Genomic DNA, 24291 nt, shown 5'->3' on the forward strand with positions numbered 1-24291 from the left:
TTATGGCAACGATTTTGAAGGGCGCACCCGTTGTAGCCGCTATGAACGAACGCAATGCGGCGCTGTGTGAGCAGCTCGAGGCAAAAGGCATCACTCCCACGCTGGCCGTGGTGCGTGTGGGTGAGCGGGAGGACGACCTCTCCTACGAGCGCGGCGTGATCGCCCGCTGCGGCAAGGTGGGCGTGGAGGTAAAGCAGTTTCTTCTGCCAGCCGATGCTTCGCAGGACGATCTGCTGAAGGTGATCGCCGAGGTGAACGCAGAGGATACCATCCACGGATGCCTGCTATTCCGTCCGCTTCCCAAGCAGTTCAATGACCGCACTGTGCGTGCGGCGCTGGCTCCGGAAAAGGACATTGACGGCATCACGGACGATTCTCTGGCCGGTGTGTTCACTAATACCGATCTCGGCTATGCTCCCTGCACCGCGCAGGCCTGCCTTGAAATCCTGAAGTATTACAACATTCCGCTTTCCGGCAGGCGCGCTGTCGTAGTGGGCCGCAGCCTTGTGGTAGGCAAGCCCGCAGCCATGATGCTGGACCGCGAGAACGCCACCGTGACCATCTGCAATTCCCGCACGCAGAACCTGCCCGCCATCTGCAAGGAAGCAGATGTGGTAGTAGTGGCCATGGGCAAGATGGGTGCCGTGGGTGCCGACTGCCTGCGTGAGGGCCAGACCGTGGTAGACGTGGGCATCCATGTGAACGAAAAGGGCAAGCTGTGCGGTGACGTAAAGTTCAGCGAAGCAGAGCTGGTAGTGGATGCCATCACGCCGGTACCCGGCGGTGTGGGCACTGTGACCACCTCGGTGCTGGTGGGCCATGTCGTGCAGGCTGCAGCAAAAAAGGCCGGGCTGTAACGAATGTGATAGAACTATAAAATAAAGGACGCTTGATACACTGCTGTATGCTTCCCTGCCGGGAAAACATATTCAGACAAGACCAAGCGTCTTTTTTGATTGCTATATTTTAGCCGCGGACAATGAGCAGCAGCAAAGCCGAAGCCACACACTGCATGATCAGCCAGCGGGCCACCACCTGCTCGTCGCTCCAGCCCTTATTCTTGCGGGCGTGGTCGTGCAAAGGGGTGCGGGTGTTCTTGAGGATGGAAATGTGCAAAAAGCGCTTTAGGCTGATCTTCAGGATGCCCAGACTGCCATCCACGATGAACACGATGGCTGCCAGCAGGAAGGCAAACGGATGGCCGCACTTAAGGGACAGCATTGCGATAAAGAAGCCCATTGCGCGGCTGCCGGCATCGCCCATCAGCAGGCTGGACGGCTTTGCATTGGACCACAGATAGGCCAGCAGCGCACCCATGAACACAACGCCTGCGGTGCCGTACTCGGCCAGCTCTGTTTTATAGGCCAGCAGGTAGGTGCCGATGGTCACCACTGCAACACTTGCCGAAAGGCCGTCCACGCCGTCGGTGCAGTTGACCACATTGATGCTGGTCCAGATCAGAATAACGATCAGCAGCAGGTACACAGCATACGGCAGAGTGAAACTCCACTGCAGGAAATTCACACCGCAGCCGTTGAAGTTGAGGTAGGTCACACCTGCAACAATGGCAATGGCAAAATCAATGATACCCTTTTTATACTCGTTCCATGCAGTTTCAGCAGCATCGTCAAAGTAGCCGGACAGCATGGATGCAATGAGCAGGATGGTGTAGATGACGTATTCCACCTTGAACGGCAGGAATGCCAGCGATACCAGTGCGATGCACAGCACGAAGATCAGGCCGGAACCACGGGCCTTACCCTTGGAAAGCGCACCGTTCACCGCAAACTCGCGGCCATGGTCGTGCGGAAGCTTATCGTGAAAAACGGAGTCCATCAAAGCCGTAAGGGCAAACGCCAGCAGGAATGCCAGAGCATCGACACCGCGCTGTCCTACGACCGAAAGCAGTAATTCGATCATATTCAAAGTTCCTCTTTCTTTTATGTTTGTGAGAGAAGTGTATCACGCTATCCATAAAAAATCAATCATTCCCGGAGAAAAATCCACGTTTGATTGACTTTCTGCAGCACCGCACTTATAATAGTATATCAGTCTGTCGAAAAAGTTATTGTTTCTATAAAAGGAGAACTCATGTCCATCTCTCTTGAGCAGCTTTCGGCGCAGATGCGCCGGGGCGAACAGGTGCCGCTGCGGCACACCATGCAGGTGGTGCTCACACTGAGCATCCCATCCATCCTGCAGCAGATCGTGGTAACTGCGGTGGAGTACATCGACGCAGCCATGGTGGGGCATATCGGTGCATCTGCTACGGCATCCATTGGTATCGTCAGTTCCAGCACGTGGCTCATGCATGGAATGCTGGCCGGTCTATATATGTCCTTTGCCATTCAGGTGGCACAGTATCTGGGTGCAGACCGGCAGGACGATGCACGCGGTGTATTGCGCCAATCTATGATCTTCAACCTTGTGGTGGGCCTTGCAGCTGCGGCCTTCGGCATTGGCATCAGCCGCTTTCTGCCCGGATGGCTGGGTGCCGACCCTTCCCTGCAGGCGGATGCTTCGGCCTACTTTGCCATCTGGTCGGCTTCCCTGCCCTTTTTGATGATCATGGGAACCTACTCTTCCATGCTGCGTTCCTCCGGCGATGCCCTGACACCGGGCCTTATCAGCGTGCTGACCTGCGTGCTGGATGTGATCTTTAACTTCTGCCTTATCAATCCCACCCGTGAGATGGTGGTGTTTGGCCGCACAATGACCGTCTGGGGCCTTGGCTGGGGGGTACCGGGCGCAGCACTGGGCACCGCCCTTGCTACCGCTATCAGCGGTGTGCTGACCCTTGCCATCCTGCTGCTGCGGGACGGACCGCTGTGCATCCGCAAGCCCGGCTCCTGGCACATTACCAAAGCCTGCCTGCAAAACCTGTGGAAGGTAGGCGCACCGCTGGCCGCAGAGCGTGCAGTTCTTTCCTCGGCGCAGGTGCTGCTCATCCGCATCGTATCCGGCCTTGGCACCACCGCCATTGCTGCCAACAGTCTGGGTGTGAGCGCCGAAAGCCTGTGCTATATGGCAGGCTATGGCATTCAGGATGCATCCCTTGCACTGGTGGGGCAGGCCGTGGGCGCAAACCGTCGGGATATGGCAAAAAACTTTGCCTGGCTGTGCACCGGCATGGGCATAGGCATCATGGCGCTGACCGGTGTTGGCATGTACATTTTTGCGCCAAACCTGATGGGTATTTTCACCGCAGATGCGGCAGTTATTGCGCTGGGCGCACAGGTACTGCGCATTGAAGCACTGGCCGAACCGATGTTCGGTGCCAGTATCGTTGCCAGCGGTGCCATGCAGGGTGCCGGAGACAGCACGGGATGCTTTGTGCTGAACCTTGTCAGCATGTGGGGCATCCGGCTCACGCTGGCTTCCCTGCTGGCTCCGCATTTTGGGCTGGTGGGCGTATGGATGGCCATGAGCTTTGAGCTGACCATGCGCGGTGTACTGTTCCTTGTGCGGCTGGTACGCGGCAGATGGCTGGACAAAGGGGCATTAGCCTGATCGACCGCTGGCGGATATATTTTCCTCTAAATAACAGCTCCCCGGCCGGGAACCGCACTGCGGGACCTGACCGGGGAGTTTTGCTGTGGTTATACGATTTGAGAAGAAGAAAAAATGGAGAACAAGTTACTTTCTGCCGTGCAGGATGGGAGACAGCGGCTTGTAGATCAGCATGCACAGCACTGCATCCAGCAGGCCTTTGACCAGCGTAAAGGGCATATTGAAGATGACAAGGCACTTGATGAGGCTGTCTGCAGAAGGCAGGATGGCCTGATACATGCCGAGGATGGCTTCCAGCGGCATGTGGTAGAACTGTACATAGGCCGGATAGGTGATGAAGTAGTTGGACGGTACGCTGAACACAGCCATGGCTGCAGCTCCTGCAATAGCACCAATGATGGCGGTCTTGCGGCTCTTGTGGTGCTTATAGATAACGCCTGCCACAGCGGAGAAAACCGCACCCAGCATAAAGTTGCACAGCTCGCCCACGCATGCAGTGGAAGTGCCCTTGATAACGATGTGCAGCAGGTTCTTCATAAAGCTGATGACCACACCGTACACCGGGCCGAGAGCAAAGGCACCCAGCAGAGCCGGCAGGTCAGAAAAGTCCATCTTGACGAAGGACGGGATGAGCATCGGAATGGGAAACTCAATGAACATCAGGATAAAAGCCACCGCGCTGAGCATGGCGGCAACAGTAAGATTGTGAGTCGTGCTTTTTTTCATGGTAATGATCCTTCCCGGGGTAAGATGCCCCTTACAAAAATTGTTCCGAAAGCTCTTTTCGTATCTTGTTTTTTGGAACGGGAAGGACAAATAGAAAAGCGCCCTGCTGCAACAAAAACACTGCAACAGGGCGCGTAGACAACGATTTGCCTGCCGTTTCTTGCATCCGGACTATACCGTTGGTCCCGGAGTTGCACCGGGTCAGCACCCTTGCGGGTGGTCGCGGACTTTACCGCCAGTGGGGAATCTCACCCCGCCCTGAAACGAACTTTCTGGCACAAAGTATAGCGTGGCAGGCCCAGCTTGTCAAGAGGGCATCTTAAAATTTGTGCAAAAAATGTCAAAGTAATTCTTTCAAGCACCCTTCTCTGTAAGCTCTTGCCCGGGTGGGTGCGGTATGGTATCATAGATGGGTCGTATAAAATTCAGGAGGTTATCATGATCTTTTCTATTCGTGATCTTTCGTTTGAGTTTGGCTCTGTGCTGCTGGAGGGCTGGTTTGCACTGGCTGCGCGCGCAGGGTGCGCGCTGCTCATTCTGCTTGCCGCATGGCTGGTACGCCGCTGGCTGAGCAAAAGGGGCATTCCGGCACTGCTGGCCCGCAAGTGGTACTTTAACGGCACTCCCATCCTGCTGCGCAGCTTTGCGGTACCCATCCAGCGCATGTGCACTGCGGTTGGCGTATATCTGGCGGCAGCTTCCCTGCCCTGGGCCATTCCCGGCATTGCCAAGCTGCTGTTGGTCTGCTTCCGCCTTGTCATGACCCTGCTGGTCTGCGAAGGCCTGTATGCGGCATCGGATCTGGCCGACCTGCTGCTGGCTTCCTGCAGCCCGGAGATCCGCTCTAACAAAACACTCTGCTCTTTGCTGGACACCGCCTACAAGGTGCTGGTGATCGTGCTGTGCGTGGCAGCGTTGGCACAAGAAGTGGGCTTTCCCATCGGCAGCATTGTCGCCGGTGCCGGTCTGGTTGGTCTGACCATCTCGCTGGCCGCACAGGAAAGCGCCAGCAACCTGTTTTCCGGCATCGTAATTCTGCTGGACAAGCCCTTCTCGGTGGGCGACTGGATCACTGTGGGCGATGTGGAAGGCGAAGTGATCGACATCAACTTCCGTTCCACCCGCATCCGCTCGCTGGATAAAACCATCAATGTGGTGACGAACAGTAAGATCTGCTCTTCCACCGTGCAGAACGCCGCCCTGCGCACCATGCGGCCCTACAAGTTCAATCTGGGTGTCACCTATGGCACCACCCGCCCGAAGCTGGAACAGCTGATGAAAGACTTGCAGACCATGCTGGACGCAAGCCCTTACACCAACAAGGGTACCAACATCGTACAGCTTGCAAACTTTGGCGATTCCAGCATCAACATTCTGGTCTCCGCCTACCTGCTGACCAACGCCTACGCGGAATTTTTGCAGATGCAGAACGACCTGAACCTGAACATTATGGACATCATGCAGGCCGACGGTGTGGATTTTGCGTTCCCCTCCACCAGCGTGTATATCGAAAAGAACTGAGCAAACCTGTAAAGGGGCTGTTGCAAAATAGCGCCAACGAAAAGCGGAAAACAAAAATCTCATCTTTTCCCTCAAAAAGAGTAGAATTTTTCGGAACTGAAAATGCAAAAAGCTGAGCACCTGCTTTTTCACAGATGCTCAGCTTTTCTATACTCATTTTTTGAAATCTGCCTTTGAGGCCTCAACATTCTGCCCGTTTTGTACGGTGAATGCGGCGGCTATTTTCAATCAGTCAGCTCAAGACTGGCAGGCAGTGATCAGGCTCATCTTGTAGACCTCGTCGGCGTTGCAACCACGGGACAGGTCGTTGATGGGAGCGTTCAGACCCTGCAGGATGGGGCCGTAAGCTGCATAACCACCCAGACGCTGAGCGATCTTATAGCCGATGTTGCCGGCCTCGATGCAGGGGAAGATGAAGGTGTTGGCCTGACCAGCCACCTTGCTGCCCTTGCACTTGACCTGTGCAACTTCGGGAGCAACGGCAGCGTCAAACTGCAGCTCACCGTCCACAGCCAACTCGGGATCCATTTCCTGAGCCTTGATCACAGCGTCATGGCTCAAAGCAACGGTGCCGCCCTTGCCGGAGCCCTTGGTGGAGAAGCTCAGCACAGCAACCTTCGGATCGATGCCGAACAACTTTGCGGTCTTAGCGGTCTCAATAGCAACCTCAGCAAGCTTTGCAGAAGCGGCGACCTTGACCTCGCCGGTAGCCTTATCAATGGTATCGGTATAGTCGATGTTAACAGCGCAGTCGCCCATGGCAATGCGCTTCAGGCCCTCTTCACCGCAGTCACGGTCCAGAATGAAGCAGGAGCTGACCAGATGTGCGCCCTTCTTGGTCTTGACCAGCTGCAGAGCGGGACGAATGGTGTCGGCAGTGGAGTAAGTAGCGCCGCCCAGCAGGCAATCAGCCTTGCCCATCTTCACCAGCATGGTGCCGAAGTAGTTGGACTTCTTCAGCAGCGCGGTGCACTCCTCAGCGGTCTGCTTGCCCTTGCGCAGCTCCACCATGGTGTTGACCATCTCATCGAAACCGGCATAGTTCTCGGGGTCGATGATCTCGGCAGCGGAAATATCAAAGTTACCGGCGGCAGCAGCAGCCTTGCACTCAGCCTCGTTGCCCACCATGACGACCTTCAGCACGCCCTCGGCCAGCAGCTTTGCAGCGGCCTCCAGAATGCGGGGATCATTGCCCTCGGTGAAAACGATCGTCTTGGGATTTGCCTTCAGCTGTGCTACCAGCGGTGCAAACATATCAGCCATTGTGATTACCTCCGAATTTACTTTCCAATATTCACATCCAGATATCTGTTGGACACAAGGATGCCTTTCTCTTTTATTCTAGCACATACGGCAAAAAGTTCAAGACAAAATTGGCTTTTTGTGCTACAATTTTTGCTTCACGCATCATCGTTATTTTCCTGCCAAAGTAGTAAAACACGCCCTGCGTATTCCTTCACAATTTCCCGTAAACCACCTTCCACAAATTTCAATTTTAAGCTATGCACTTTTGATTCACAATTTCTCTTTTTTTAAATGCAGAAAGCTCCAGTCAGTTCATATATTTTTTGCGTTAAAACGCAAAAAAGAGCCGCCCTCCCGATTCTTCGAGAGAACAGCTCCATAGTATTGGCTTTATAAATATCAGATAGAAATGGTGTTACACACGTCGATCAGCACCGGGTCAAGCGTCTTAGTCATTTCAAGAGCTTCATCCACAGGGTAATCCACCAGCTTTTCGCCCTTCATACCGACGATGCGATTATACTTGCCCTGCTCCAGCAGGCACACGGCATGGTAGCCCATTGCAGAAGCGTTCACACGGTCACGCAGAGTGGGAGAACCACCGCGCTGGACATGGCCCAGAATGGTGGCGCGGGAGTCGATGCCGGTGCGTGCCTGAATCTCGTTTGCGATTTCCTGTGCATGGCCGACACCCTCGGCAACGATAATAATGAAGTGACGCTTGCCGGTCTTCTGAGTCTCAGCGATCTTATCCAGAATATCACGCTGCATGTCAAATTCCTTCTCCGGCAGTAGAACAGCCATAGCGCCGGAAGCAATTGCAACATTCAGAGCAATATAACCGGCGTTGCGGCCCATGACCTCGACCACACTGCAGCGGTCGTGGCTCTGGGTGGTATCGCGCAGCTTGTCGATCATCTCCAGCGCGGTATTCATGGCGGTATCATAGCCAATGGTGTAATCGGTGCAGGAAATATCGTTGTCAATAGTGCCGGGCAGACCGATCATCGGAATACCGCGGTGGGCCAGCTCACGAGCGCCGCGGTAAGAACCGTCGCCGCCAATGACCACCAGCGCATCAATGCCCAGTTCGCGGCACTTCTCTGCACCCTTGTCCTGACCTTCCTTGGTCTTGAATTCCAGACAGCGGGCGGTATACAGAATGGTACCGCCTGCAGAGATGATGTTCGACACACTGCGCAGGTTCATCTCAAAGCATTCGCCGTTCAGCAGGCCATTGTAGCCACGCTGAATGCCGATCATGCGGTAACCCTTATGCAGGCCGGTACGGACTACGGCGCGCACGGCAGCGTTCATGCCAGGAGCATCACCACCGCTCGTCAATACGCCAATCGTTTTGATCTGCTTTTCCATACGAGAGTTTCCCTCCAATTTGTTTCTTCATTTACCCAATGGTATCACAGCGTTCTCCGTTTTAACGCTGTCCAAAGCACTTCATTTGCCTTGAATCATTATAACACAAACGCCTTATTTTGGAAACAGCCATCCCGCCGGATTTGCGTTAAGATTCGTGCACGGAAATGTCATTTTGTTGCAATGTTGTCCGTTCCGACCAGCCTTTCCAGCTCTTTGAACAGCAGCGGATGGCCGGATGCGTACAGATGGCGCGGCACACGCAGATACTGCTTGGTATCGGTCAGATACAGGAGCACCGGCATATCCCCATCAAAAATGCCAAGCAGATTGACCACCTTTGCATATTCCCTGCTGCTGCGGGAAGGCACACGGATATACAGCTTCTTTGCTGCCGTTTTCATCGGGTCCGGCCTGCCGTTATCCAGTCGGGCCGGATCGTAATTTTCGATCGGGACGATGCTCTCTGCCAGCAGCTTGGAAGCTTCATCCTCCCGTACCGACAGTCTGCCATCGATCACGACGACTGCATTTTCGTGCAGTGAATCCCGGAAAGCATCCAGCACCTTTGGGAATACGATCACTTCCATGGTGCCGGTCAGGTCTTCTACGCTGGTAAAAGCCATCATGCTGTTGGACTTTGTGGTCATCATGCGGCTTTTTACCACCGCGCACACAATGCGCACTTTTTCTCCATCCTTCACATGGGCATCTTCCCCTGTAAGATCCTTGATGGTGTGGGATGCAATGCGTGCCGATTGTTCCCGGTAAGCATCCAGCGGATGACCGGACAGATACAGGCCGCTGACTTCCTTTTCCTGCTGGAGCAGTTCCTTATGGCTGTATTCCGGCAGCTGCTTTATTTCATAGTTATCCTCGGAAGCACCGCTCTGTGCTTCCCCGCTCATCACCGAAAACAGATCCAGCTGTCCATCCAGATTGCGCCGAGAGTCGGTCTCAATGCTCTTCAGAATGCCCTCCACGGCCTCCACATGGCTGTGGCGGTTGTTGCCCAGATGATCGAATGCGCCGGCCTTGATGAGGCACTCCACTGCCCGGCGGTTCAGTTCATTGCCATGCATCCGCTTGCAGAAATCGTACAGGCTGGTGTAAGGCTTATTCTGCCGCCCCTTCACCACATTCTCGATCAGGTTGCGGCCCACATTTTTGACCGCATTCAGGCCAAAGCGGATCTGACCGTTTCCATCCGCCGTAAAGCCGCCGTTGGAAACATTCACATCCGGCGGCAGCACCTTGATGCCAAGGCGGGCACACTCGCCGGAATATTCAATGACCTTATCCGTGTTATCCAGCACACTGGTCAGTAAAGCCGCCATGAACTCACTGGGATAATGGCACTTGAGGTAGGCCGTCTGGAATGCCACATAGGCATAGCAGGCCGCATGGCTCTTATTGAACGCATATGAAGCGAAACTGGACATTTCATCGTAGATCTCATTGGCCACCTTCTCAGAGATGCCGTTTGCCACACAGCCGGGGCATTCGTTGCCGGGATCGGTGCAGCCGTACACAAAGTGCTCTCGCTCGGCCTCCATGACGGCATGTTTCTTTTTGCTCATGGCACGGCGGACATTGTCTGCCTGACCAAAAGAAAAACCTGCCAGCTCCCGGAAGATCTGCATGACCTGCTCCTGATAGACGATGCAGCCATTGGTCACATCCAGAATGTGGGCCAGCTGTGGGGTCTTATAGCTGATCTTGTCCGGCTCGTGGCGGTTGCGCAGGTAGGTGGGGATCGAATCCATGGGGCCGGGACGGTACAGGCTGATCAGAGCGATAATGTCTTCTAGGTTCTGCGGCTGCAGGCCCACAAGCACCTGCTTCATGCCAGAAGATTCCAGCTGGAACACACCCTCGGTGTCTCCCTGTCCCAGCATCCTGTAGGTGTCCGGGTCGTCGTAATCCAGCTTCTGGATGGAGAACTCCGGGTGGTGCTTCTGCACAGCAGTTTCCGCGTCATGAATGACGGTCAGCGTGCGCAGGCCCAGAAAGTCCATCTTCAAAAGGCCAAGTTCTTCGATCTCGGTCATGTTGAACTGGGTCACAGGCAGGCCGTCGTTGGTGGCCAGCGGCAGATAGTAGTCCGTAGGCTCCGGGGTAATGACGACACCCGCCGCATGGGTGGAAGCATGGCGGGGCATGCCCTCCACCTTCAAGGCCGTGTCGATCAGCTCTGTGACCTGCGGGTCGGTATCGTACATCCGCTTAAGTTCCGGCGATACCTCCAACGCACGCTTCAGCGTCATTTTCAGCTCCATGGGCACCTGCTTTGCCACAGCATCTACCTGCTGATACGGAATGCCCATCACGCGGCCCACATCGCGGATGGCGTTGCGGGCGGCCATGGTGCCAAAGGTGACGATCTGAGCCACATGGTCGGCACCATATTTCCGGTTGACGTAATCGATCACTTCCTGACGGCGCTCGTAGCAGAAGTCCACATCAAAATCTGGCATACTGACGCGCTCCGGGTTCAGGAAGCGCTCAAAGATCAGGTTATAACGGATGGGGTCGATATCCGTGATGCCCACGCTGTAAGCCGCAATGCTGCCTGCGCCGGAGCCACGGCCCGGGCCTACCGGGATACCCTGACTCTTGGCGTAGTTCACGTAGTCCCACACGATAAGATAGTAGTTCGTGTAGCCCATCTTTTTGACCACGCCGATCTCGTATTCCAGACGGTCTTTGTTGGCCTGCGGAACATCGGGGCCGTAGCGGCGCTCCAGACCTTCCCAGCAGAGCTTTTCAAAAAACGCCTGATTATCCATACCGTTCGGCGCTTTGTAATATGGAATTTTAGTGTGTCCAAAATCAAAATCAAAGTTACACTGTTCGGCAATTTTGGCGGTATTCTCGCAGGCTTCCGGCACCATGGAGAACAGCTCGTACATTTCGTCTGTCGTTTTGACATAGAACTCGTCGGTCTGGAACTCCATTTTATCCGCATCCTGAATGGTCTTGCCGGTCTGGATGCAGAGCAGGATGCCCTGCATTTTGGCATCCTCCTTACGCAGATAGTGGGAGTCGTTGGTGGCTGCCATGGGAATTCCGGTCTCCCGTGCAAGCTTGATGAGCTGCGGCAGCACAGTATTATCCTCTTCCAGACCATGGTCCTGAAGCTCGATATAATAGTTTTCCTCGCCGAAGAGGTCTCGATACCACAGCGCTGCTGCTTTTGCGCGCTCATAATCGCCCGCCAGAATGGCCTGTGGAACTTCGCCTGCCAAACAGGCCGACAGGCAGATCAGACCTTCGTGATATTTTTCCAGCAGTTCCTTATCAATGCGGGGCTTGGAATAAAAGCCCTCCACAAAGGCGGCCGACACCATTTTGATCAGGTTTTTGTAGCCGGTCTCATTTTTGCACAGCAGGATCAGGTGGTTGTTGCCGTCGATCTTATTTACCTTGTCAAAGCGGGTGCGGGTGGCCACATACACCTCACAGCCGATGATGGGCTTGATGCCAGCCTTTTTTGCAGCCTTATAAAACTGCACGCAGCCGTACATCACGCCGTGGTCGGTGCAGGCAATGGCGGTCTGTCCGCACTCTTTTACGCGATCCATCAGCTGGTCAATGCGGCAGGCACCATCCAGCAGGCTGTACTCTGTGTGGATGTGCAGATGGACAAAAGGCCGGGTATTGGGTAATGCTTCACTCATGCTTTTGCCTCCTGTTCCAGATTCTGCCGCAGATTTTCGGCCAATGCCTCCAGCTTCTTCATCCGGTGCGACAGGCCGGATTTGCTCACGGGTGGCTCAAAGCAGCCGCACAGCGCTGTGAGCGAAAGATCCGGGTATTGCATCCGCTTGGCAGCGGCCTCCTGCAGTACCTCCGGCAGAGTGCTAAGGGCATCCTGCTCTTCCAGAAAGCGGATGGCCTTCAGCGTCTGCGCATTGGCACGGGCCGTTTTGCCAAGGTTTGCCGTATCGCAGTTGGTCTGTCGGTTGGTCTGGTTGCGCACCTGTTTGAAGGCTTTTTGCGCATGCATTTCCTCTGCAGCATTTCCAGCGCCCATAAAGCTGAGCAGCCGTTCCACATTGGCCCCGGTCTTGACGTAGATCAGGTTCACGCCGTTGCGGCGGGTGCGGTGCGGTGCAAACTCATGCTCTGCCAGCAGCGCTTCAAAGTCCCGTGCCAGATTGGTGCGGGAGGTAAGAAATTCCAGATTATATTCTTTCTGCGGATCAATGACCGTTCCACTGCACAAAAAAGCTGCGCCAATGTATGCACTGACGCAGGTCTGACAGCGGATAAGGCGGGGATCGATCTGCAGGCTGGTCTCGCTGCCCGTGGTGCCGAACAGCTCGTGCACCCGGGCCACCTGCTCCGGTGCGCGGATGTTGAATTCATACAGCACGCCGCTGGGTCGCTGCTTGTGCAGGATCTCGCCCTGCACGCCGCAGCGTGCGAACAGCTGCTGGGCAGCCTGCACCGTCTCCTGCTGCTCGGTCTGCACCACCAGACCCTTTGCATCAAAATATTTGGCAAAGCACGCAATGCCATAAGCTGCCGCACGCACACAGCAATCCTTCTGGATGCTGCGCTGCGCGATCTCCTCCCGCGCGCGGGATGCAAAACTACTCATACTTCCTCGAATTCTGTCAGCGTTTGACATCGCGGTGCTGCACGCCCGGCTCGTAGCCGAGTTGCGTGCAATACTCCGCGATCTTACGCGCAAATGTAATGGAACGGTGCTTGCCGCCGGTACATCCCACCGCAACGGTCAGCTGGCTTTTGCCCTCCTTGACGTACAGCGGCAGTGCATACTGCAAAAAGTTCTCATACCGCTTGAGCAGTTCCTGCGCTTCCGGGTGGCTCATGACAAAATCCACCACATCCTGATCAAGGCCGGTCTTATGCTTGAGTTCCGGCACGTAGAAGGGGTTGGGCAGGCAGCGCACATCCAGCACAAGGTCTGCCTCCGGCGGGATGCCGAATTTGAATCCAAAGGACATCACAGTCAGGCGCATGGCGCCCTTGGCTCCACCATTTTTCGCAAAAAGATCGCAGATGCGTTCTTTGTTTTGTGCTGTAGAAAGCAGGGCGGTATTGATGACGTAATCTGCACGCTCCTGCAAAGGCTTCAATATTTTGCGTTCCTTTGCAAAGGCCTCCCGGGTGGAAATGCCCTCGGCAATGCTGATGGGGTGGCGGCGGCGGGTCTCGCTGTAGCGGCGCATGAGTACATCGTCCGGGGCATCCAGAAATAGAATTTTATAATCCATACCCTGCTCATCCAGCTTGTCGAGCGCACGCTCGATCTCTTCGCTGGTGCGGCAGCCGCGCACATCCATGGAAAGAGCCACCCGCTCCAGCTGGCTGTCGCCCGCTTCCGAGAATGCAGTGATGCTTGGCAGCAGTCCGGCCGGAACATTATCTATACAGAAAAAACCGATATCTTCCAGCGCATTCATAGCCACCGACTTGCCTGCACCGGAAAGTCCGCTGACGATCAACAGCTCCATAATCTGATCTACCGCTCCTTTTTTGCTTTTTCCGTTATCGGACGACCCGGATCTCTTTTTCAAGGTCGTAGCCCGTCTTTTCCTTTACGATGGCGCGCACCTCGTCACAGAGTGCCAGCACATCAGCACAGGTAGCGCCGCCAAGGTTTACCACAAAGCCGCAGTGCTTATTGCTGACGGCTGCGCCGCCGTGGCGATAGCCGCGCAGGCCGCACTGGTCGATCAGCGCAGCCGCAAAAGCACCCGCCGGGCGCTTGAAGGTGCTGCCGGCGCTGGGCTTATCCAGCGGCTGCTTTTCCACACGCTTGGCCATCAATTCATCCATTTTTGCACGGATGTCCGCTGCGTTCCCGGGCTGCAGATGGAACTGTGCCGAGAGGATGCAGCCGCTGTTCTCTTCAAAAATGCTGTGGCGATAGCGGAGATCCAGCTCTGCGGCAGGCACTTCTCTGACCTCGCCTTCTGCCGCCAGATACCGCACTGTGGTGAGCACGTCCTTCATCTCGCCGCCGTAGGCACCCGCATTCATATACACTGCACCGCCCACCGTGCCGGGGATGCCGTAGGCAAATTCCAGCCCGGACAGGCCATGCTTCAGTGCCGCCTTACACAGTGCCGCAAGGCGGACACCTGCGCCTGCGGTCAGGACTGTATCTTCCACCGCGATCTCTGCGTCCAGTGCCGAAACATCGATCACCACGCCGGAAAAGCCTTCGTCCGCAAACAGGATGTTGCTGCCGTTGCCCAGCAGGTAATAGCGGACAGCCTGCTCTTTGCAAAGCGCAACTGCACTGCAGAGCTGCTGCTCGTTTTCCGGCATGACAAACAGCTGTGCCGGGCCTCCGATTTTAAAGGTACAGTGCGCCGCAAGCGGTTCATTCTCCCTGAACGGGATCGCTGCTGCCTGCAGTTTCTGCTTGAATCGTTCCATGATAACTTGCTCCTTTTGCGGTGTGGGATCAATCCATTTTATCGTCCAGACCCAGACGGATCAGCAGTTCACGCGCTGCGTTGTAACCCATCTTCTTCTGGCGGTTGTTGATGGCTGCAGTTTCCAGCACGACAGCCAGATTGCGGCCCGGTGAGACCGGAATGCTGGTGCTGGGAATGCTGACACCCAGAATGTCGTAGTATTCGTTTTCCAGACCGGTGCGCTGGTAGTTCTTAGTGGGGTCCCATGCTTCCAGCTGAACCACAAGGTCAAGGCTTTCGCTCAGCTTGACCGCGCCCACGCCGTACACACGGGCCACATTGACGATGCCAATGCCGCGCAGCTCAATGAAGTGGCGGATATTCTCCGGGGCAGTACCCATGATCTGGCGGTTGGACACCTTGCGCAGCTCCACCGCATCATCTGCCACAAGGCGGTGGCCGCGCTTGACCAGCTCGATGGCAAGCTCGCTTTTGCCAATGCCGCTGTCGCCCAGGATCAGGATGCCTTCGCCGTACACTTCCACCAGCACACCATGGCGGGTGATACGCGGTGCCAGTTCCAGATTCAGCACACTGATCAGGCTGCCCATCAGAGTGCAGGTGGTCTCATTGGAACGCAGCAGTGCAACACCATGCTTCTGGGCCAGCTCCTGCATCTCCGGGAAGGGAGTCAATTCCTCGCTGCGGCAGACGATAACAGCCGGCGGCTGCTGACGGAACAGCTGATCCAGCGCTTCGTAGCGTTTTTCCGGTGAAAGGCCGGACAGAAAGTTCATCTCGGCCAGACCCATGATCTGCAGACGCAGCTTATCAAAATAATCGTAATAGCCCGCCAGAAACAGACCCGGGCGGTTCACTTCGGCGATCTCCACACAGATCTGATCCAGTTCCTTCGGCGTATAGACAACTTCCATACTGACACGGTCGGTCAGCGTTTTGAGCGAGACATTGAATGTGCCCATTCTTGTTCCTCCTGTGCTCCCTTTTGCTGCACTGCTGCACAGCCCTGCCTGCTGTCAGGTACCGTGCAGGATTCCTTCTTATTATTATAATAGAACGATCGGTAAAAAACAATATTGTGCGGGCGGCTTTTTCGCAGCACGGCAAGAATGCACGCAGTAGCGCAGCCATGTACTGATTTTTTACATTTTTCTTACCTTTACACGGATTTTACATTCCCTCGATTTTGGATTTTACATTGCATCTGTATACTCAAAATCAGGAGAAACACATCAAAAACACGTCAAACAAAAGTGAGGAAATCTTTATGACCATCTTCAATGTCTTTTCCCTGCTTGGAGGTCTTGCCCTGTTCCTGTTCGGCATGGACATCATGGGCAAAGCACTGGAAAAGCAGGCCGGCGGCCAGCTGCAGAAGATCCTGAGCAAGCTGACTGACAACCCCCTTAAAGGCTTTTTCCTTGGCCTGTGCGTCACCGCTGTGATCCAGAGTTCCAGCGCTACCACGGTCATGGTGGTCGGCTTTGTCAACAGCGGCATCATGGAGCTGCATCAGGCCATCGGCGTGATTATGGGCAGCAATGTGGGCACCACTGTCACCAGCTGGATCCTGAGCCTTTCCGGCCTGCAGGGCGACAGCCTCCTCATCAATCTGCTCAAACCCACTTCTTTCAGTCCTTTGCTTGCATTTATCGGCATTTTGCTGTATATGTGTAAGAGTGAGAAGAAAAAAGGCGTGGGCACCATCCTCATCGGCTTTGCCGTGCTGATGACTGGCATGACCACCATGTCTAACGCCGTCCTGCCCCTGCAGAACGAGGCATGGTTCACCAGCCTGTTCACCCGCTTTTCCAACCCCCTTCTGGGCGTTCTGGTGGGTGCCCTTGTTACCGGCATCATCCAGAGCTCCAGCGCCAGCGTCGGCATCCTGCAGGCATTGAGCGCCACCGGCGTGATCACCTACGGCAGTGCCATTCCCATTATCATGGGTCAGAACATCGGCACCTGCGTTACCGCGTTGATCTCCTCTGTGGGTGCCAACAAGAATGCACGCCGTGCTGCCATGGTCCATCTGTACTTCAACATCATCGGTGTGACCATCTTCCTTGTCGGCTTTTACGGCCTGAATACGGTCTGCCACTTTGCTTTTGTGAACACCACCATCGAGGCATGGGGCATCGCTGTGGTGCACTCGGTGTTCAATATCGTGGCAACGCTGGTGCTGCTGCCCTTTGCAAACCTGCTGGAAAAGCTTGCCATCCTCACCATTCCGGATTCGCCGGAAAAGGAAAGCTTTGCGCTGCTGGATGACCGCCTGCTGAACACCCCTGCTGTGGCCGTGGAGCGAGCACGCTCTGCAACTGCTGAAATGGCAGAGCTTGCCCGTGTGGGCGTGATGCAGGCCATGAGCCTGACTCATGAGTGGAACGACACCCTTGCGCAGAAAGTCCGCGAGGAAGAGACGCAGGTAGACCGTTACGAGGACGCTCTCGGCACCTATCTCGTCAAGCTTTCCAGCCGTGAGCTGAACCATGCCGACAGCCAGAGCGTAAATACCCTGCTGCACACCATCAGCGATTTTGAGCGCATCAGCGACCATTCCGTAAATCTGATGGAATCTGCCGAAGAGATGCACACCAAAGAAATCCAGTTCTCGCAGGATGCCCGCGACGAGCTGCAGGTGCTGGAGGATGCGGTGCAGGATATTCTGAACCGCACCACTGATGCTTTCCGCAAGGGCGATCTGCATCTTGCCAGCAAGGTGGAACCGCTGGAAGCCGTGGTCAACGAGCTGGTACGTGCCATCAAGGCCCACCACATTGCCCGCCTGCAGGCCGGCAGCTGCTCCATTGAATATGGCTTTGTGCTGGACGACCTGCTGACCAACTATGAGCGTGTGTGCGACCACTGCAGCAACGTAGCCGTTGCACAGATCGAGGTTGCACAGGACAGCTTTGATACCCACGCATACCTCAACGAGCTGCGTCACGGCAATGACACCAAGGAAAGTGAGGAATTCCATCGCCGTTTTGACCGTTACCGTGAACGCTATCTCTTCCCTGAAAATCAATCTGCGGAGGATTTTGACAAATGATCTATATTGTTGAAGACGATGCCGCCATCCGGGAGCTGGAACAGTATGCCCTGCAGTCCAGCGGATACGAAGTGACCAGCTTTGAAAGCTCTGAGCCGTTCTGGCAGGCCATGCACGCTGCAGAGCCGGAACTGGTGATCTTAGACGTGATGCTGCCCGGTGAGGACGGTTTTTCCATCCTGAAAAAGCTGCGCAACACCCCTTCCCTGCGCAGGCTGCCCATCATTATGGTCACGGCTAAGTCCAGCGAGCTGGACACCGTGCGCGGGCTGGACTGCGGCGCCGATGATTACATCTCAAAGCCTTTTGGCATCATGGAATTTTTGAGCCGGGTGCGCGCCGCCTTGCGCCGCTCGGCTCCGGAAGCACGTCCCAACGTACTCAGCTTTCACGAGATCCTGCTGGACAATGCCCGTCACAACGTGACTGTGAGCGGAACGCCGGTGGAGCTGACCTACAAGGAGTACAGCCTGCTGCGTTTGCTGCTGGAGAACACCAATCTGGTGGTGACACGCGAGACCATTCTGCAGGTGGTGTGGGGCACCGACATTTCGGTGGAGAGCCGCACTGTGGATATGCATATCCGCACCCTACGCAAAAAGCTGGGGGATGCCGGCAAATACATCTGCACTGTGCGCAAGGTGGGTTACAAGCTGACCGATGAAGAGGAGGCCGGTGAAGAATGAAGCTGCGCAGCATGGAAGAAAAAATCAGCTACCGCCTGTTCCTGATGGGCTTCCTTGGTCTGCTGTTCACGGCGGCGCTTTGCATCTTTGTTTTTCACAAGGCATTCACGGCTCAGGCATGGACCAGCCTTGAGCGGGAAGCCGATCTGGTAAGCGCCGGTTATGATCTGGTGCAGGACCCGCAGCAGCTTTCGTCCTTTGTTACCAATGATCTGCGCATCACCCTGATCTCGCAGGACGGCAACGTGCTGTTTGAATCTGCTACCGATCAGCCCATGGAGAACCATCTCTCCCGCCCGGAGATCCGTCAGGCCATGACCGAAGGTGTGGGCCGGGACATCCGCGATTCCCAGACCATGGGCTACGAGACCTATTACTATGCCGTACTGTTGCCCAACGGTGAGATTTTGCGCATGGCACAGGATGCAGAAACGGTCTGGTCTATTTATGATTCGACCCTGCCTGCCATCGTGCTGAGCTGCGTTGCACTCATGCTGGCCGCCGCTGTGCTGGCAGCTCTGCTCACCCGTGCATTGGTCTCCCCTGTGCTGAGCATGACCGAAGATCTGGATCATATTCAGGACAATGTTCCCTATAAGGAGCTTGTCCCCTTTGCCGAAAGCATCCACTCTGACCGCATCCTCCGTGAGAACAATGAAAAGATGCGGCAGGAGTTTACTGCCAATGTCAGCCATGAGCTGAAGACCCCGCTGACCAGTATTTCCGGCTATGCGGAGCTGATCGAGACCGGCATTGCAAAGCCTGAGGATGTGCCGGGCTTTGCCCAGAAGATCCATGTGGAGGCCAGCCGTATGATCCAGCTGGTGAACGATATCCTGCAGCTTTCCAGTCTGGACAACGCCAGCGAAGCCGGTTCTGAGCCGGAGATGGAGACAGTGGATCTGCTTACCGTTGCCAAGGACTGCGTAGAGCGCCAGAAGCTGAATGCCCGCCGGGCTTACATCTCGCTGAACTGTCTGGGCGAAAGTGCTCTTGTGCACGGCAACCGTGCCCTGCTGGACGAGCTATGCCAGAACCTGTGCGATAATGCGATCCGTTATAATCGTCCCGGCGGTAAGGTACAGATCACCACAGCCTGCAGCCGCGACGGACACTGCACCCTGACTGTGGCCGATAACGGCATCGGCATCCCGAAAGAAGCACAGTCCAGCGTGTTTGAGCGCTTCTATCGTGTGGATAAGAGCCGCAGCAAGGCTACCGGCGGTACCGGCCTGGGCCTTGCCATCGTCAAGCATATCGCACGCATCCACAACGCACGCATCAAGCTGGAAAGTCAGGTGGATGTGGGCACTACCATTACTGTCACCTTCCCCACTGCCAACTGAATCACATCGGTAAAAACCTCACGTCTGCCTGCAATTGCGGGCAGGCGTTTTTTATTGTGATCTTTTCTCTGCCCACACCGTTCTGCAATGCACTGCGCTGCTGCAGATGCACAAGGTCGATGCCCTGCTGCCAGAAAGACTGCACCGTCTGCGTGCACAGTTCTGCCAGCTGTTCGCACTGTGCGGCGCTGGGCTGCGGCGTATCATAGCTGCGCTGACAGTCCAGCCGCAGACTGGCAGTTTCTTCCCGCAGGGTGACAGACACGCTGCATCGGCGGACCGTTACCGGCTCACCTTCCAGCCAGAAAGTATGCACGCCGCCCATTTCCAGCAAAAGCCGCGCTGTTTCCGCCTGCCGGGTCTCCAGCTCAATGCTGTTTTCCACTCGCCAGAGGATGCTTGTATCTGCAAGTGCCACTTCCTGTTTCTCTGCCCGCAGCTGCGGCAGAAGCATTCCGTCCTGATACTGGTAAAGCCTCGGCATCTGGTCTGCGCACTGCTTGAGCTGCTCAAGCAGTTTGTTCGGAAATTCCTGCTTTTCTGCTGGAAGTTCCTCCAAAAATCCATCGTCTATTTCCAGCACAGAAACTTTTGCCGATACCCTGCCCTGCCTGTTTTCCAGCACCGTACGCTCATACGCTGCAAGCAGCTCTGCCGATGCATCTTGATCGATCAGCAGATAATCGCACAGGCGGTAATCCGCTTTTTGCGGCAGTTGCTTTTGCGCCGCCGCCAGCGCTTTTGCCAGCGTGTCCGCCTGCGCCAACTGCAGCTGCACAGCCCCAGAAGCCTCGGATGCATCGGCGGCGGCTTCCGGAGCCTGATACAGCAGCCCTACGGTGATGGACTGTTCCTTCTGAGCAAGATACAGCGCACGCACCATGCTTTTTTCGGTGGTCTCGCAGCGCAGAAAAATCAGGCACCACCCGATCAAAAGCATCGCACTGAGAGAGCGCAGTTTCTTCTGCTTCATTTTGCCGCTCCTTTCCCGCACTGCACCGCGCGCTGCCACACGGTACGCACTGCCGCACAGAGAAAGCCGGTGCGGAAGATCGCGCAGGTGAGCCAGATGAGCAAAAGCAGCGCATCCATGCGGGAGAAAACATCTGCACTCCATGCCCGCAGCAGTTCCTGTGCCGGGTAATCCGCTGCGCCAAATACGAGGCACATCCCGGCAGTAAGACCCGCCTGTGCCAGAAAGGTGAGCCATGGCAGCCAGGACATGCTGCGCGGCTCTTCATAACCTGCAAGAAGCGGCCAGAACAAATACTCCGCATACAGCGGAACACGCGGCCAGCGGGCCAGTTGCACAGCATCTGCCGTCAGCAAGTGCGCCCAGTCCATCTGCCCGGCAAGCCCTGTCAGACAGACCAGCCCACCCAGCAGCACGAACCACCACAGCACCCGTGCCGGAGCATCCCAGCCGGAAGGCGGAATACACCACCCTGCCCAGAGCAAAAGCGGCAGCAGGCCGATCAGCGCCATGGAGCGGAACTCCTGCTGGCAGATGTTCTGGGCCTGCATTACGGTTCCAAACAACTCTGCCAGAAACCATGCTCCTGCGGAAAACAGCCAGACCCCCTGCATGGCTGCCCGCTGCCAGCAGGCAGAGAACACCCCACTGATGCATGTGAGCAAAAGAGCCTGAACCGCTCCATGAATGATCATCCCACGCGGAGAGATACCGGTCTGCATTTCTTCTGCCAGCGCAGCTGTCCACACGCTCAGTGCCAGCACGGGAGCAGAAAAGCCTTTCTGTTTTTGTATCATTTTCCCTCCCGTTTCTGCCAGATATTAAAGTCGTGCGCTGAAAGGCGGCGGTAGTTGCGGCGGATGATGCCATCCTCTGCCATAGGCCGCTGCGGGAACGGATGCGCCGCCAGATATGGCACCTGCAGGCAGGCTGTGCCGGAAAGACTGAGCAGAACTGCAAAAAAAGCCCCCGCAAGGCCCACCGGCCCGGCAAGACCTGCAGCCAGCACCACACCCAGACGCAGCAGCGTAGCAGGCTCGTACAAAGAGGGCGTGACGAACACCGCGATGGCCGTGATGCTTGCCACAAAGATCACCGGCGTGCTCATAAGCCCGGTGGCAATGGCAGCATCGCCGATGATCAACGCGGACACCAGACTGACCGAATGCCCCAGCGACTGCGGCATCCGCAGACCTGCTTCCCGGATGACCTCCAAAATGAGTATGACCAGCAGCATTTCCGCAAACAGCGGCAGCGGTGTGGCCTTCTCCGCCGCTTCGATCTTGTACAGAAGCTGCGGTGGGATCAGCTCCGGCAGGTAGACCGCCAGACAGACGAACACACCCGGCAGAAATACTGTGAGGTAGAACGAAACATATTTGAGGATGCGCAGAAAAGAGGAAAACACGGCGGTGGATGCATAATCGTCCAAGCACTCAAAATTTTCGCAGAAAAGAGCCGGAAGCACCATGGCAGAGGGACTTCCGTTGACCAGCACCACAATCTTGCCCTCACAGATCTTTGCCGCCGCCACGGCAGGCCGCTCGGTGTAGCTTACCGGCGTGAACAGCCGCGCCTTGCCCGGCAGCAGCCACGGCACAAAGTAACTGGAATCCAGCAAAAGCTCCGGCTTTGCAGCGGCAAGCGCTTTGCGCACACGGATCACCATGGCGGAGTCTGCCCTGTTTTTGCAGTAGCAGATGGCGTATTCCGTTTGCATTTCGGTATCGGCCTGCGCCACCTCCTGCACCAGATGTTCGGTACGGATGAGCCGCCGCAGCAGGCTCAGATTGACCCGCAGCAGGTCGGCAAAGCCTTCGCGGGAGCCGCGCAGATTGCCCTCCCCGGAAGGCTCGTCTACCGAGCGGAACTTCAGTCCCTGCACCGAGAAGGCAATGCCCTTTGCGCAGCCGTCCAGCAGTAAGACCGCCATGCCTGCCGTCATTCGTTTGATCAGATCAGCCAGATCTGTTACCGGCTCACTTTCTGCCGGAAATGCTGAGCCGTGCAGGATCAGCTCAAAGACCTGCGGCCCGGTGCAACGCTGGCCTGCCTGCTGCGGCGGTGCCTGACGGCTGGCCGCATCCAGTAAAAGCTCCCACAAAGAATCCAGGCTTGCCATGCCGTCAAACAGCAGGATGCTTCCCCTGCAATGATAAATCGTGATCTCCTTGGCATAATAATCCGCAGAGGTGCCAAACATTTTGTCCAGCACCGCAAGATTTGCCGCAAGGCTCTGTGATAACTGCCGCATCCAACCACTCCTTTGCACAGCAGTATGCCCGGCTACAGCGGCATCCATTCCGCCAGAAACGACAGGAGGTCTTGTTACTTGAAGCTTCTGATCTGCCGCACTATCATCATTTATCTGTGCGTTCTGTTTGCCATGCGGCTGATGGGCAAGCGCCAGCTGGGCGAACTGCAGCCAGAAGAACTGGTGTCCACCATTCTCATTTCCAATCTGGCATCCATCTCCATTGAATCGGAAGAGGTGCCCATCACATCCAGCCTGATCCCGCTGTTTCTCATTGCAGCGCTGGAACTGCTGGGCTCCGTGCTGAGCTTCCGCAGCCAGAAATTCTTCAACTTTCTCTCCGGCAGACCCAAAACGGTGATCTTGGACGGGCAGATCGATCAGAAAGCCTTGCGGATGCTGCGGCTGACCACAGCCGACCTGATGGAAGCGCTGCGCGGTAAAAATATTTTTGACCCACGGGAGGTCTCCTACGCGGTGATCGAGACGAACGGCACCCTTTCGGCAGCACTGCGGCCAGAAAAAGAGCCAGCCCGTCTTGCTGACCTGCAGCTGAAGGTGACCCATACCAACGCCACCATTCCCTTTGTGCTGGACGGACAGGTGCTGGAAGACAACCTGCGCTGGTGCGGCAAGGACCGCGCGTGGCTGGAACGCACGGCGCAGGCCAACACCCTGCTGCCGGAAGAAATTTTGCTGCTGATCGGCAACGAGACCGAGGATTATTTTTTGCTAAAAAAAGAGAACCGCCGTGCCGGCGGCTCCCATTGAGGTGAGCGGATGAAGCGGATCTATGCATGTATCGCCATTGTGGCCGTACTGTTGAGCGTAGCCTTTTACAGCAGCTGGAAGGTGCAGAGCTTTGCGGATGTGATCTCGGCAGACCTTGACACCGCCGCCGAAGCCATCCGCAATGCCGACTACCCTGCCGCCCGGCAGGCGCTTGCTGATGGTGCCGACCGGTGCGACCAAATGCGCACCAAAATGAACCACCTGCTGCGCACCGCAGATTTTACCGAGCTGGAAGCTGCACTGCGGGCGGCGGACGGACACCTGGAAATGGGTGCCCCAGAGGAAGCCTTTGGTGAGCTGCGCCGCGCACAGGTACAGGTGGAAACACTGGAATGGCTCTCGCACCGGCTGGTATAAACAAAAACACCGGCCCTGCCCCATTGGGCGAAA

The 24291-nt window shown here is 56.0% G+C and carries 20 protein-coding genes and 1 riboswitch; of the genes, 8 read left to right on the forward strand and 12 right to left on the reverse strand.

Annotated elements, in window-relative coordinates; translation table 11 throughout:
* Positions 1-2 precede the first annotated feature (2 nt).
* The gene (locus ACGHP1_RS07955; RefSeq protein WP_390508862.1) at positions 3-857 is read left to right on the forward strand and encodes a bifunctional 5,10-methylenetetrahydrofolate dehydrogenase/5,10-methenyltetrahydrofolate cyclohydrolase; all 855 of its coding nucleotides are present in this window, start codon (positions 3-5) and stop codon (positions 855-857) included.
* A 109-nt stretch (positions 858-966) separates the two neighbouring features.
* Here ACGHP1_RS07955 and ACGHP1_RS07960 read toward each other — a convergent pair whose 3' ends face one another.
* Positions 967-1920 (reverse strand): phospho-N-acetylmuramoyl-pentapeptide-transferase, encoded by a 954-nt coding sequence (locus ACGHP1_RS07960; RefSeq protein ID WP_097775477.1) that lies wholly within the window; start codon positions 1918-1920, stop codon positions 967-969.
* Positions 1921-2091: 171 nt separating this feature from the next.
* Between ACGHP1_RS07960 and ACGHP1_RS07965 the strand changes: the two genes are divergently transcribed.
* Positions 2092-3510 carry an MATE family efflux transporter gene (locus tag ACGHP1_RS07965; RefSeq protein ID WP_097775476.1) on the forward strand — a complete coding sequence of 473 codons (1419 nt, stop codon included), beginning with the start codon at positions 2092-2094 and terminating at the stop codon, positions 3508-3510.
* A gap of 126 nt (positions 3511-3636) precedes the next feature.
* On the opposite strand, the gene ACGHP1_RS07970 is transcribed toward ACGHP1_RS07965, so the two are convergent.
* Entirely contained in the window at positions 3637-4236 is a 600-nt protein-coding gene (locus tag ACGHP1_RS07970) for an ECF transporter S component (protein ID WP_005941988.1), read from the reverse strand.
* A 150-nt stretch (positions 4237-4386) separates the two neighbouring features.
* A riboswitch (FMN riboswitch) is annotated at positions 4387-4506 on the reverse strand.
* Positions 4507-4674: 168 nt separating this feature from the next.
* On the opposite strand from ACGHP1_RS07970, the gene ACGHP1_RS07975 reads away from it, so the two are divergent.
* Positions 4675-5757, forward strand: a complete 1083-nt coding sequence (locus tag ACGHP1_RS07975; RefSeq protein ID WP_390508866.1) for a mechanosensitive ion channel family protein — start codon at positions 4675-4677, stop codon at positions 5755-5757.
* Positions 5758-5994: 237 nt separating this feature from the next.
* On the opposite strand, the gene pta is transcribed toward ACGHP1_RS07975, so the two are convergent.
* From pta to hprK, 7 genes are all read right to left on the reverse strand, one after another.
* Complete coding sequence (gene pta / locus ACGHP1_RS07980; protein ID WP_349137403.1) at positions 5995-7020, reverse strand: phosphate acetyltransferase; 1026 nt, start codon at positions 7018-7020, stop codon at positions 5995-5997.
* Between the two features lie 381 nt (positions 7021-7401).
* Positions 7402-8376 carry a 6-phosphofructokinase gene (gene pfkA, locus ACGHP1_RS07985; RefSeq protein ID WP_005941980.1) on the reverse strand — a complete coding sequence of 325 codons (975 nt, stop codon included), beginning with the start codon at positions 8374-8376 and terminating at the stop codon, positions 7402-7404.
* A 170-nt stretch (positions 8377-8546) separates the two neighbouring features.
* On the reverse strand, positions 8547-12056 hold the full coding sequence (locus ACGHP1_RS07990) for a DNA polymerase III subunit alpha (protein ID WP_390508869.1): 3510 nt from the start codon (positions 12054-12056) through the stop codon (positions 8547-8549).
* Entirely contained in the window at positions 12053-12982 is a 930-nt protein-coding gene (gene whiA / locus ACGHP1_RS07995; protein ID WP_005941975.1) for a DNA-binding protein WhiA, read from the reverse strand. Before whiA ends, ACGHP1_RS07990 begins: the two co-directional genes overlap by 4 nt.
* A 16-nt stretch (positions 12983-12998) precedes the next feature.
* Complete coding sequence (gene rapZ, locus ACGHP1_RS08000; protein ID WP_390508871.1) at positions 12999-13862, reverse strand: RNase adapter RapZ; 864 nt, start codon at positions 13860-13862, stop codon at positions 12999-13001.
* Positions 13863-13896: 34 nt separating this feature from the next.
* Positions 13897-14793, reverse strand: a complete 897-nt coding sequence (murB, locus tag ACGHP1_RS08005; protein WP_390508873.1) for a UDP-N-acetylmuramate dehydrogenase — start codon at positions 14791-14793, stop codon at positions 13897-13899.
* 28 nt (positions 14794-14821) lie between these two features.
* Positions 14822-15757 (reverse strand): HPr(Ser) kinase/phosphatase, encoded by a 936-nt coding sequence (gene hprK / locus ACGHP1_RS08010; protein WP_005941969.1) that lies wholly within the window; start codon positions 15755-15757, stop codon positions 14822-14824.
* A gap of 305 nt (positions 15758-16062) precedes the next feature.
* Between hprK and ACGHP1_RS08015 the strand changes: the two genes are divergently transcribed.
* Genes ACGHP1_RS08015 through ACGHP1_RS08025 form a run of 3 tightly spaced genes read left to right on the forward strand, consistent with a single transcriptional unit; the run spans position 16063 to position 19882 of the window.
* Positions 16063-17850: a Na/Pi cotransporter family protein gene (locus ACGHP1_RS08015; RefSeq protein WP_390508875.1), complete on the forward strand. Its 1788-nt coding sequence runs from the start codon at positions 16063-16065 to the stop codon at positions 17848-17850.
* Positions 17847-18536, forward strand: coding sequence for a response regulator transcription factor (locus tag ACGHP1_RS08020; RefSeq protein ID WP_097775630.1), 690 nt, complete (start codon positions 17847-17849; stop codon positions 18534-18536). Before ACGHP1_RS08015 ends, ACGHP1_RS08020 begins: the two co-directional genes overlap by 4 nt.
* On the forward strand, positions 18533-19882 hold the full coding sequence (locus tag ACGHP1_RS08025) for an ATP-binding protein (protein ID WP_390508878.1): 1350 nt from the start codon (positions 18533-18535) through the stop codon (positions 19880-19882). Before ACGHP1_RS08020 ends, ACGHP1_RS08025 begins: the two co-directional genes overlap by 4 nt.
* Position 19883: 1 nt before the next feature.
* Here ACGHP1_RS08025 and ACGHP1_RS08030 read toward each other — a convergent pair whose 3' ends face one another.
* From ACGHP1_RS08030 to ACGHP1_RS08040, 3 genes are read right to left on the reverse strand one after another with little or no spacing between them, the layout of a single operon-like run.
* A complete protein-coding gene (locus tag ACGHP1_RS08030) occupies positions 19884-20855 on the reverse strand; it encodes a hypothetical protein (RefSeq protein WP_390508881.1) in 972 nt (323 codons plus the stop codon).
* Positions 20852-21652, reverse strand: coding sequence for a hypothetical protein (locus ACGHP1_RS08035; RefSeq protein ID WP_390508883.1), 801 nt, complete (start codon positions 21650-21652; stop codon positions 20852-20854). The genes ACGHP1_RS08030 and ACGHP1_RS08035 overlap by 4 nt, the downstream gene beginning before the upstream one ends.
* Positions 21649-23109, reverse strand: coding sequence for a spore germination protein (locus ACGHP1_RS08040; RefSeq protein WP_223387566.1), 1461 nt, complete (start codon positions 23107-23109; stop codon positions 21649-21651). Before ACGHP1_RS08040 ends, ACGHP1_RS08035 begins: the two co-directional genes overlap by 4 nt.
* A gap of 78 nt (positions 23110-23187) precedes the next feature.
* On the opposite strand from ACGHP1_RS08040, the gene ACGHP1_RS08045 reads away from it, so the two are divergent.
* Complete coding sequence (locus tag ACGHP1_RS08045; protein ID WP_101956489.1) at positions 23188-23880, forward strand: DUF421 domain-containing protein; 693 nt, start codon at positions 23188-23190, stop codon at positions 23878-23880.
* A gap of 9 nt (positions 23881-23889) precedes the next feature.
* Positions 23890-24258 carry a DUF4363 family protein gene (locus ACGHP1_RS08050; protein WP_005941949.1) on the forward strand — a complete coding sequence of 123 codons (369 nt, stop codon included), beginning with the start codon at positions 23890-23892 and terminating at the stop codon, positions 24256-24258.
* Positions 24259-24291 lie beyond the last annotated feature (33 nt).

Source organism: Faecalibacterium sp. i21-0019-B1 (genome assembly GCF_042852915.1).
Taxonomy (GTDB): Bacteria; Bacillota; Clostridia; order Oscillospirales; family Ruminococcaceae; genus Faecalibacterium; species Faecalibacterium taiwanense.

Excerpts from the sequence above, each read along its gene's own strand:
- ACGHP1_RS07955 (WP_390508862.1), top strand. The coding sequence starts at position 3 with ATGGCAACGATTTTGAAGGGCGCACCCGTTGTAGCCGCTATGAACGAA.
- ACGHP1_RS07960 (WP_097775477.1), bottom strand. The coding sequence starts at position 1,920 with ATGATCGAATTACTGCTTTCGGTCGTAGGACAGCGCGGTGTCGATGCT.
- ACGHP1_RS07965 (WP_097775476.1), top strand. The coding sequence starts at position 2,092 with ATGTCCATCTCTCTTGAGCAGCTTTCGGCGCAGATGCGCCGGGGCGAA.
- ACGHP1_RS07970 (WP_005941988.1), bottom strand. The coding sequence starts at position 4,236 with ATGAAAAAAAGCACGACTCACAATCTTACTGTTGCCGCCATGCTCAGC.
- ACGHP1_RS07975 (WP_390508866.1), top strand. The coding sequence starts at position 4,675 with ATGATCTTTTCTATTCGTGATCTTTCGTTTGAGTTTGGCTCTGTGCTG.
- pta (WP_349137403.1), bottom strand. The coding sequence starts at position 7,020 with ATGGCTGATATGTTTGCACCGCTGGTAGCACAGCTGAAGGCAAATCCC.
- pfkA (WP_005941980.1), bottom strand. The coding sequence starts at position 8,376 with ATGGAAAAGCAGATCAAAACGATTGGCGTATTGACGAGCGGTGGTGAT.
- ACGHP1_RS07990 (WP_390508869.1), bottom strand. The coding sequence starts at position 12,056 with ATGAGTGAAGCATTACCCAATACCCGGCCTTTTGTCCATCTGCACATC.
- whiA (WP_005941975.1), bottom strand. The coding sequence starts at position 12,982 with ATGAGTAGTTTTGCATCCCGCGCGCGGGAGGAGATCGCGCAGCGCAGC.
- rapZ (WP_390508871.1), bottom strand. The coding sequence starts at position 13,862 with ATGGAGCTGTTGATCGTCAGCGGACTTTCCGGTGCAGGCAAGTCGGTG.
- murB (WP_390508873.1), bottom strand. The coding sequence starts at position 14,793 with ATGGAACGATTCAAGCAGAAACTGCAGGCAGCAGCGATCCCGTTCAGG.
- hprK (WP_005941969.1), bottom strand. The coding sequence starts at position 15,757 with ATGGGCACATTCAATGTCTCGCTCAAAACGCTGACCGACCGTGTCAGT.
- ACGHP1_RS08015 (WP_390508875.1), top strand. The coding sequence starts at position 16,063 with ATGACCATCTTCAATGTCTTTTCCCTGCTTGGAGGTCTTGCCCTGTTC.
- ACGHP1_RS08020 (WP_097775630.1), top strand. The coding sequence starts at position 17,847 with ATGATCTATATTGTTGAAGACGATGCCGCCATCCGGGAGCTGGAACAG.
- ACGHP1_RS08025 (WP_390508878.1), top strand. The coding sequence starts at position 18,533 with ATGAAGCTGCGCAGCATGGAAGAAAAAATCAGCTACCGCCTGTTCCTG.
- ACGHP1_RS08030 (WP_390508881.1), bottom strand. The coding sequence starts at position 20,855 with ATGAAGCAGAAGAAACTGCGCTCTCTCAGTGCGATGCTTTTGATCGGG.
- ACGHP1_RS08035 (WP_390508883.1), bottom strand. The coding sequence starts at position 21,652 with ATGATACAAAAACAGAAAGGCTTTTCTGCTCCCGTGCTGGCACTGAGC.
- ACGHP1_RS08040 (WP_223387566.1), bottom strand. The coding sequence starts at position 23,109 with ATGCGGCAGTTATCACAGAGCCTTGCGGCAAATCTTGCGGTGCTGGAC.
- ACGHP1_RS08050 (WP_005941949.1), top strand. The coding sequence starts at position 23,890 with ATGAAGCGGATCTATGCATGTATCGCCATTGTGGCCGTACTGTTGAGC.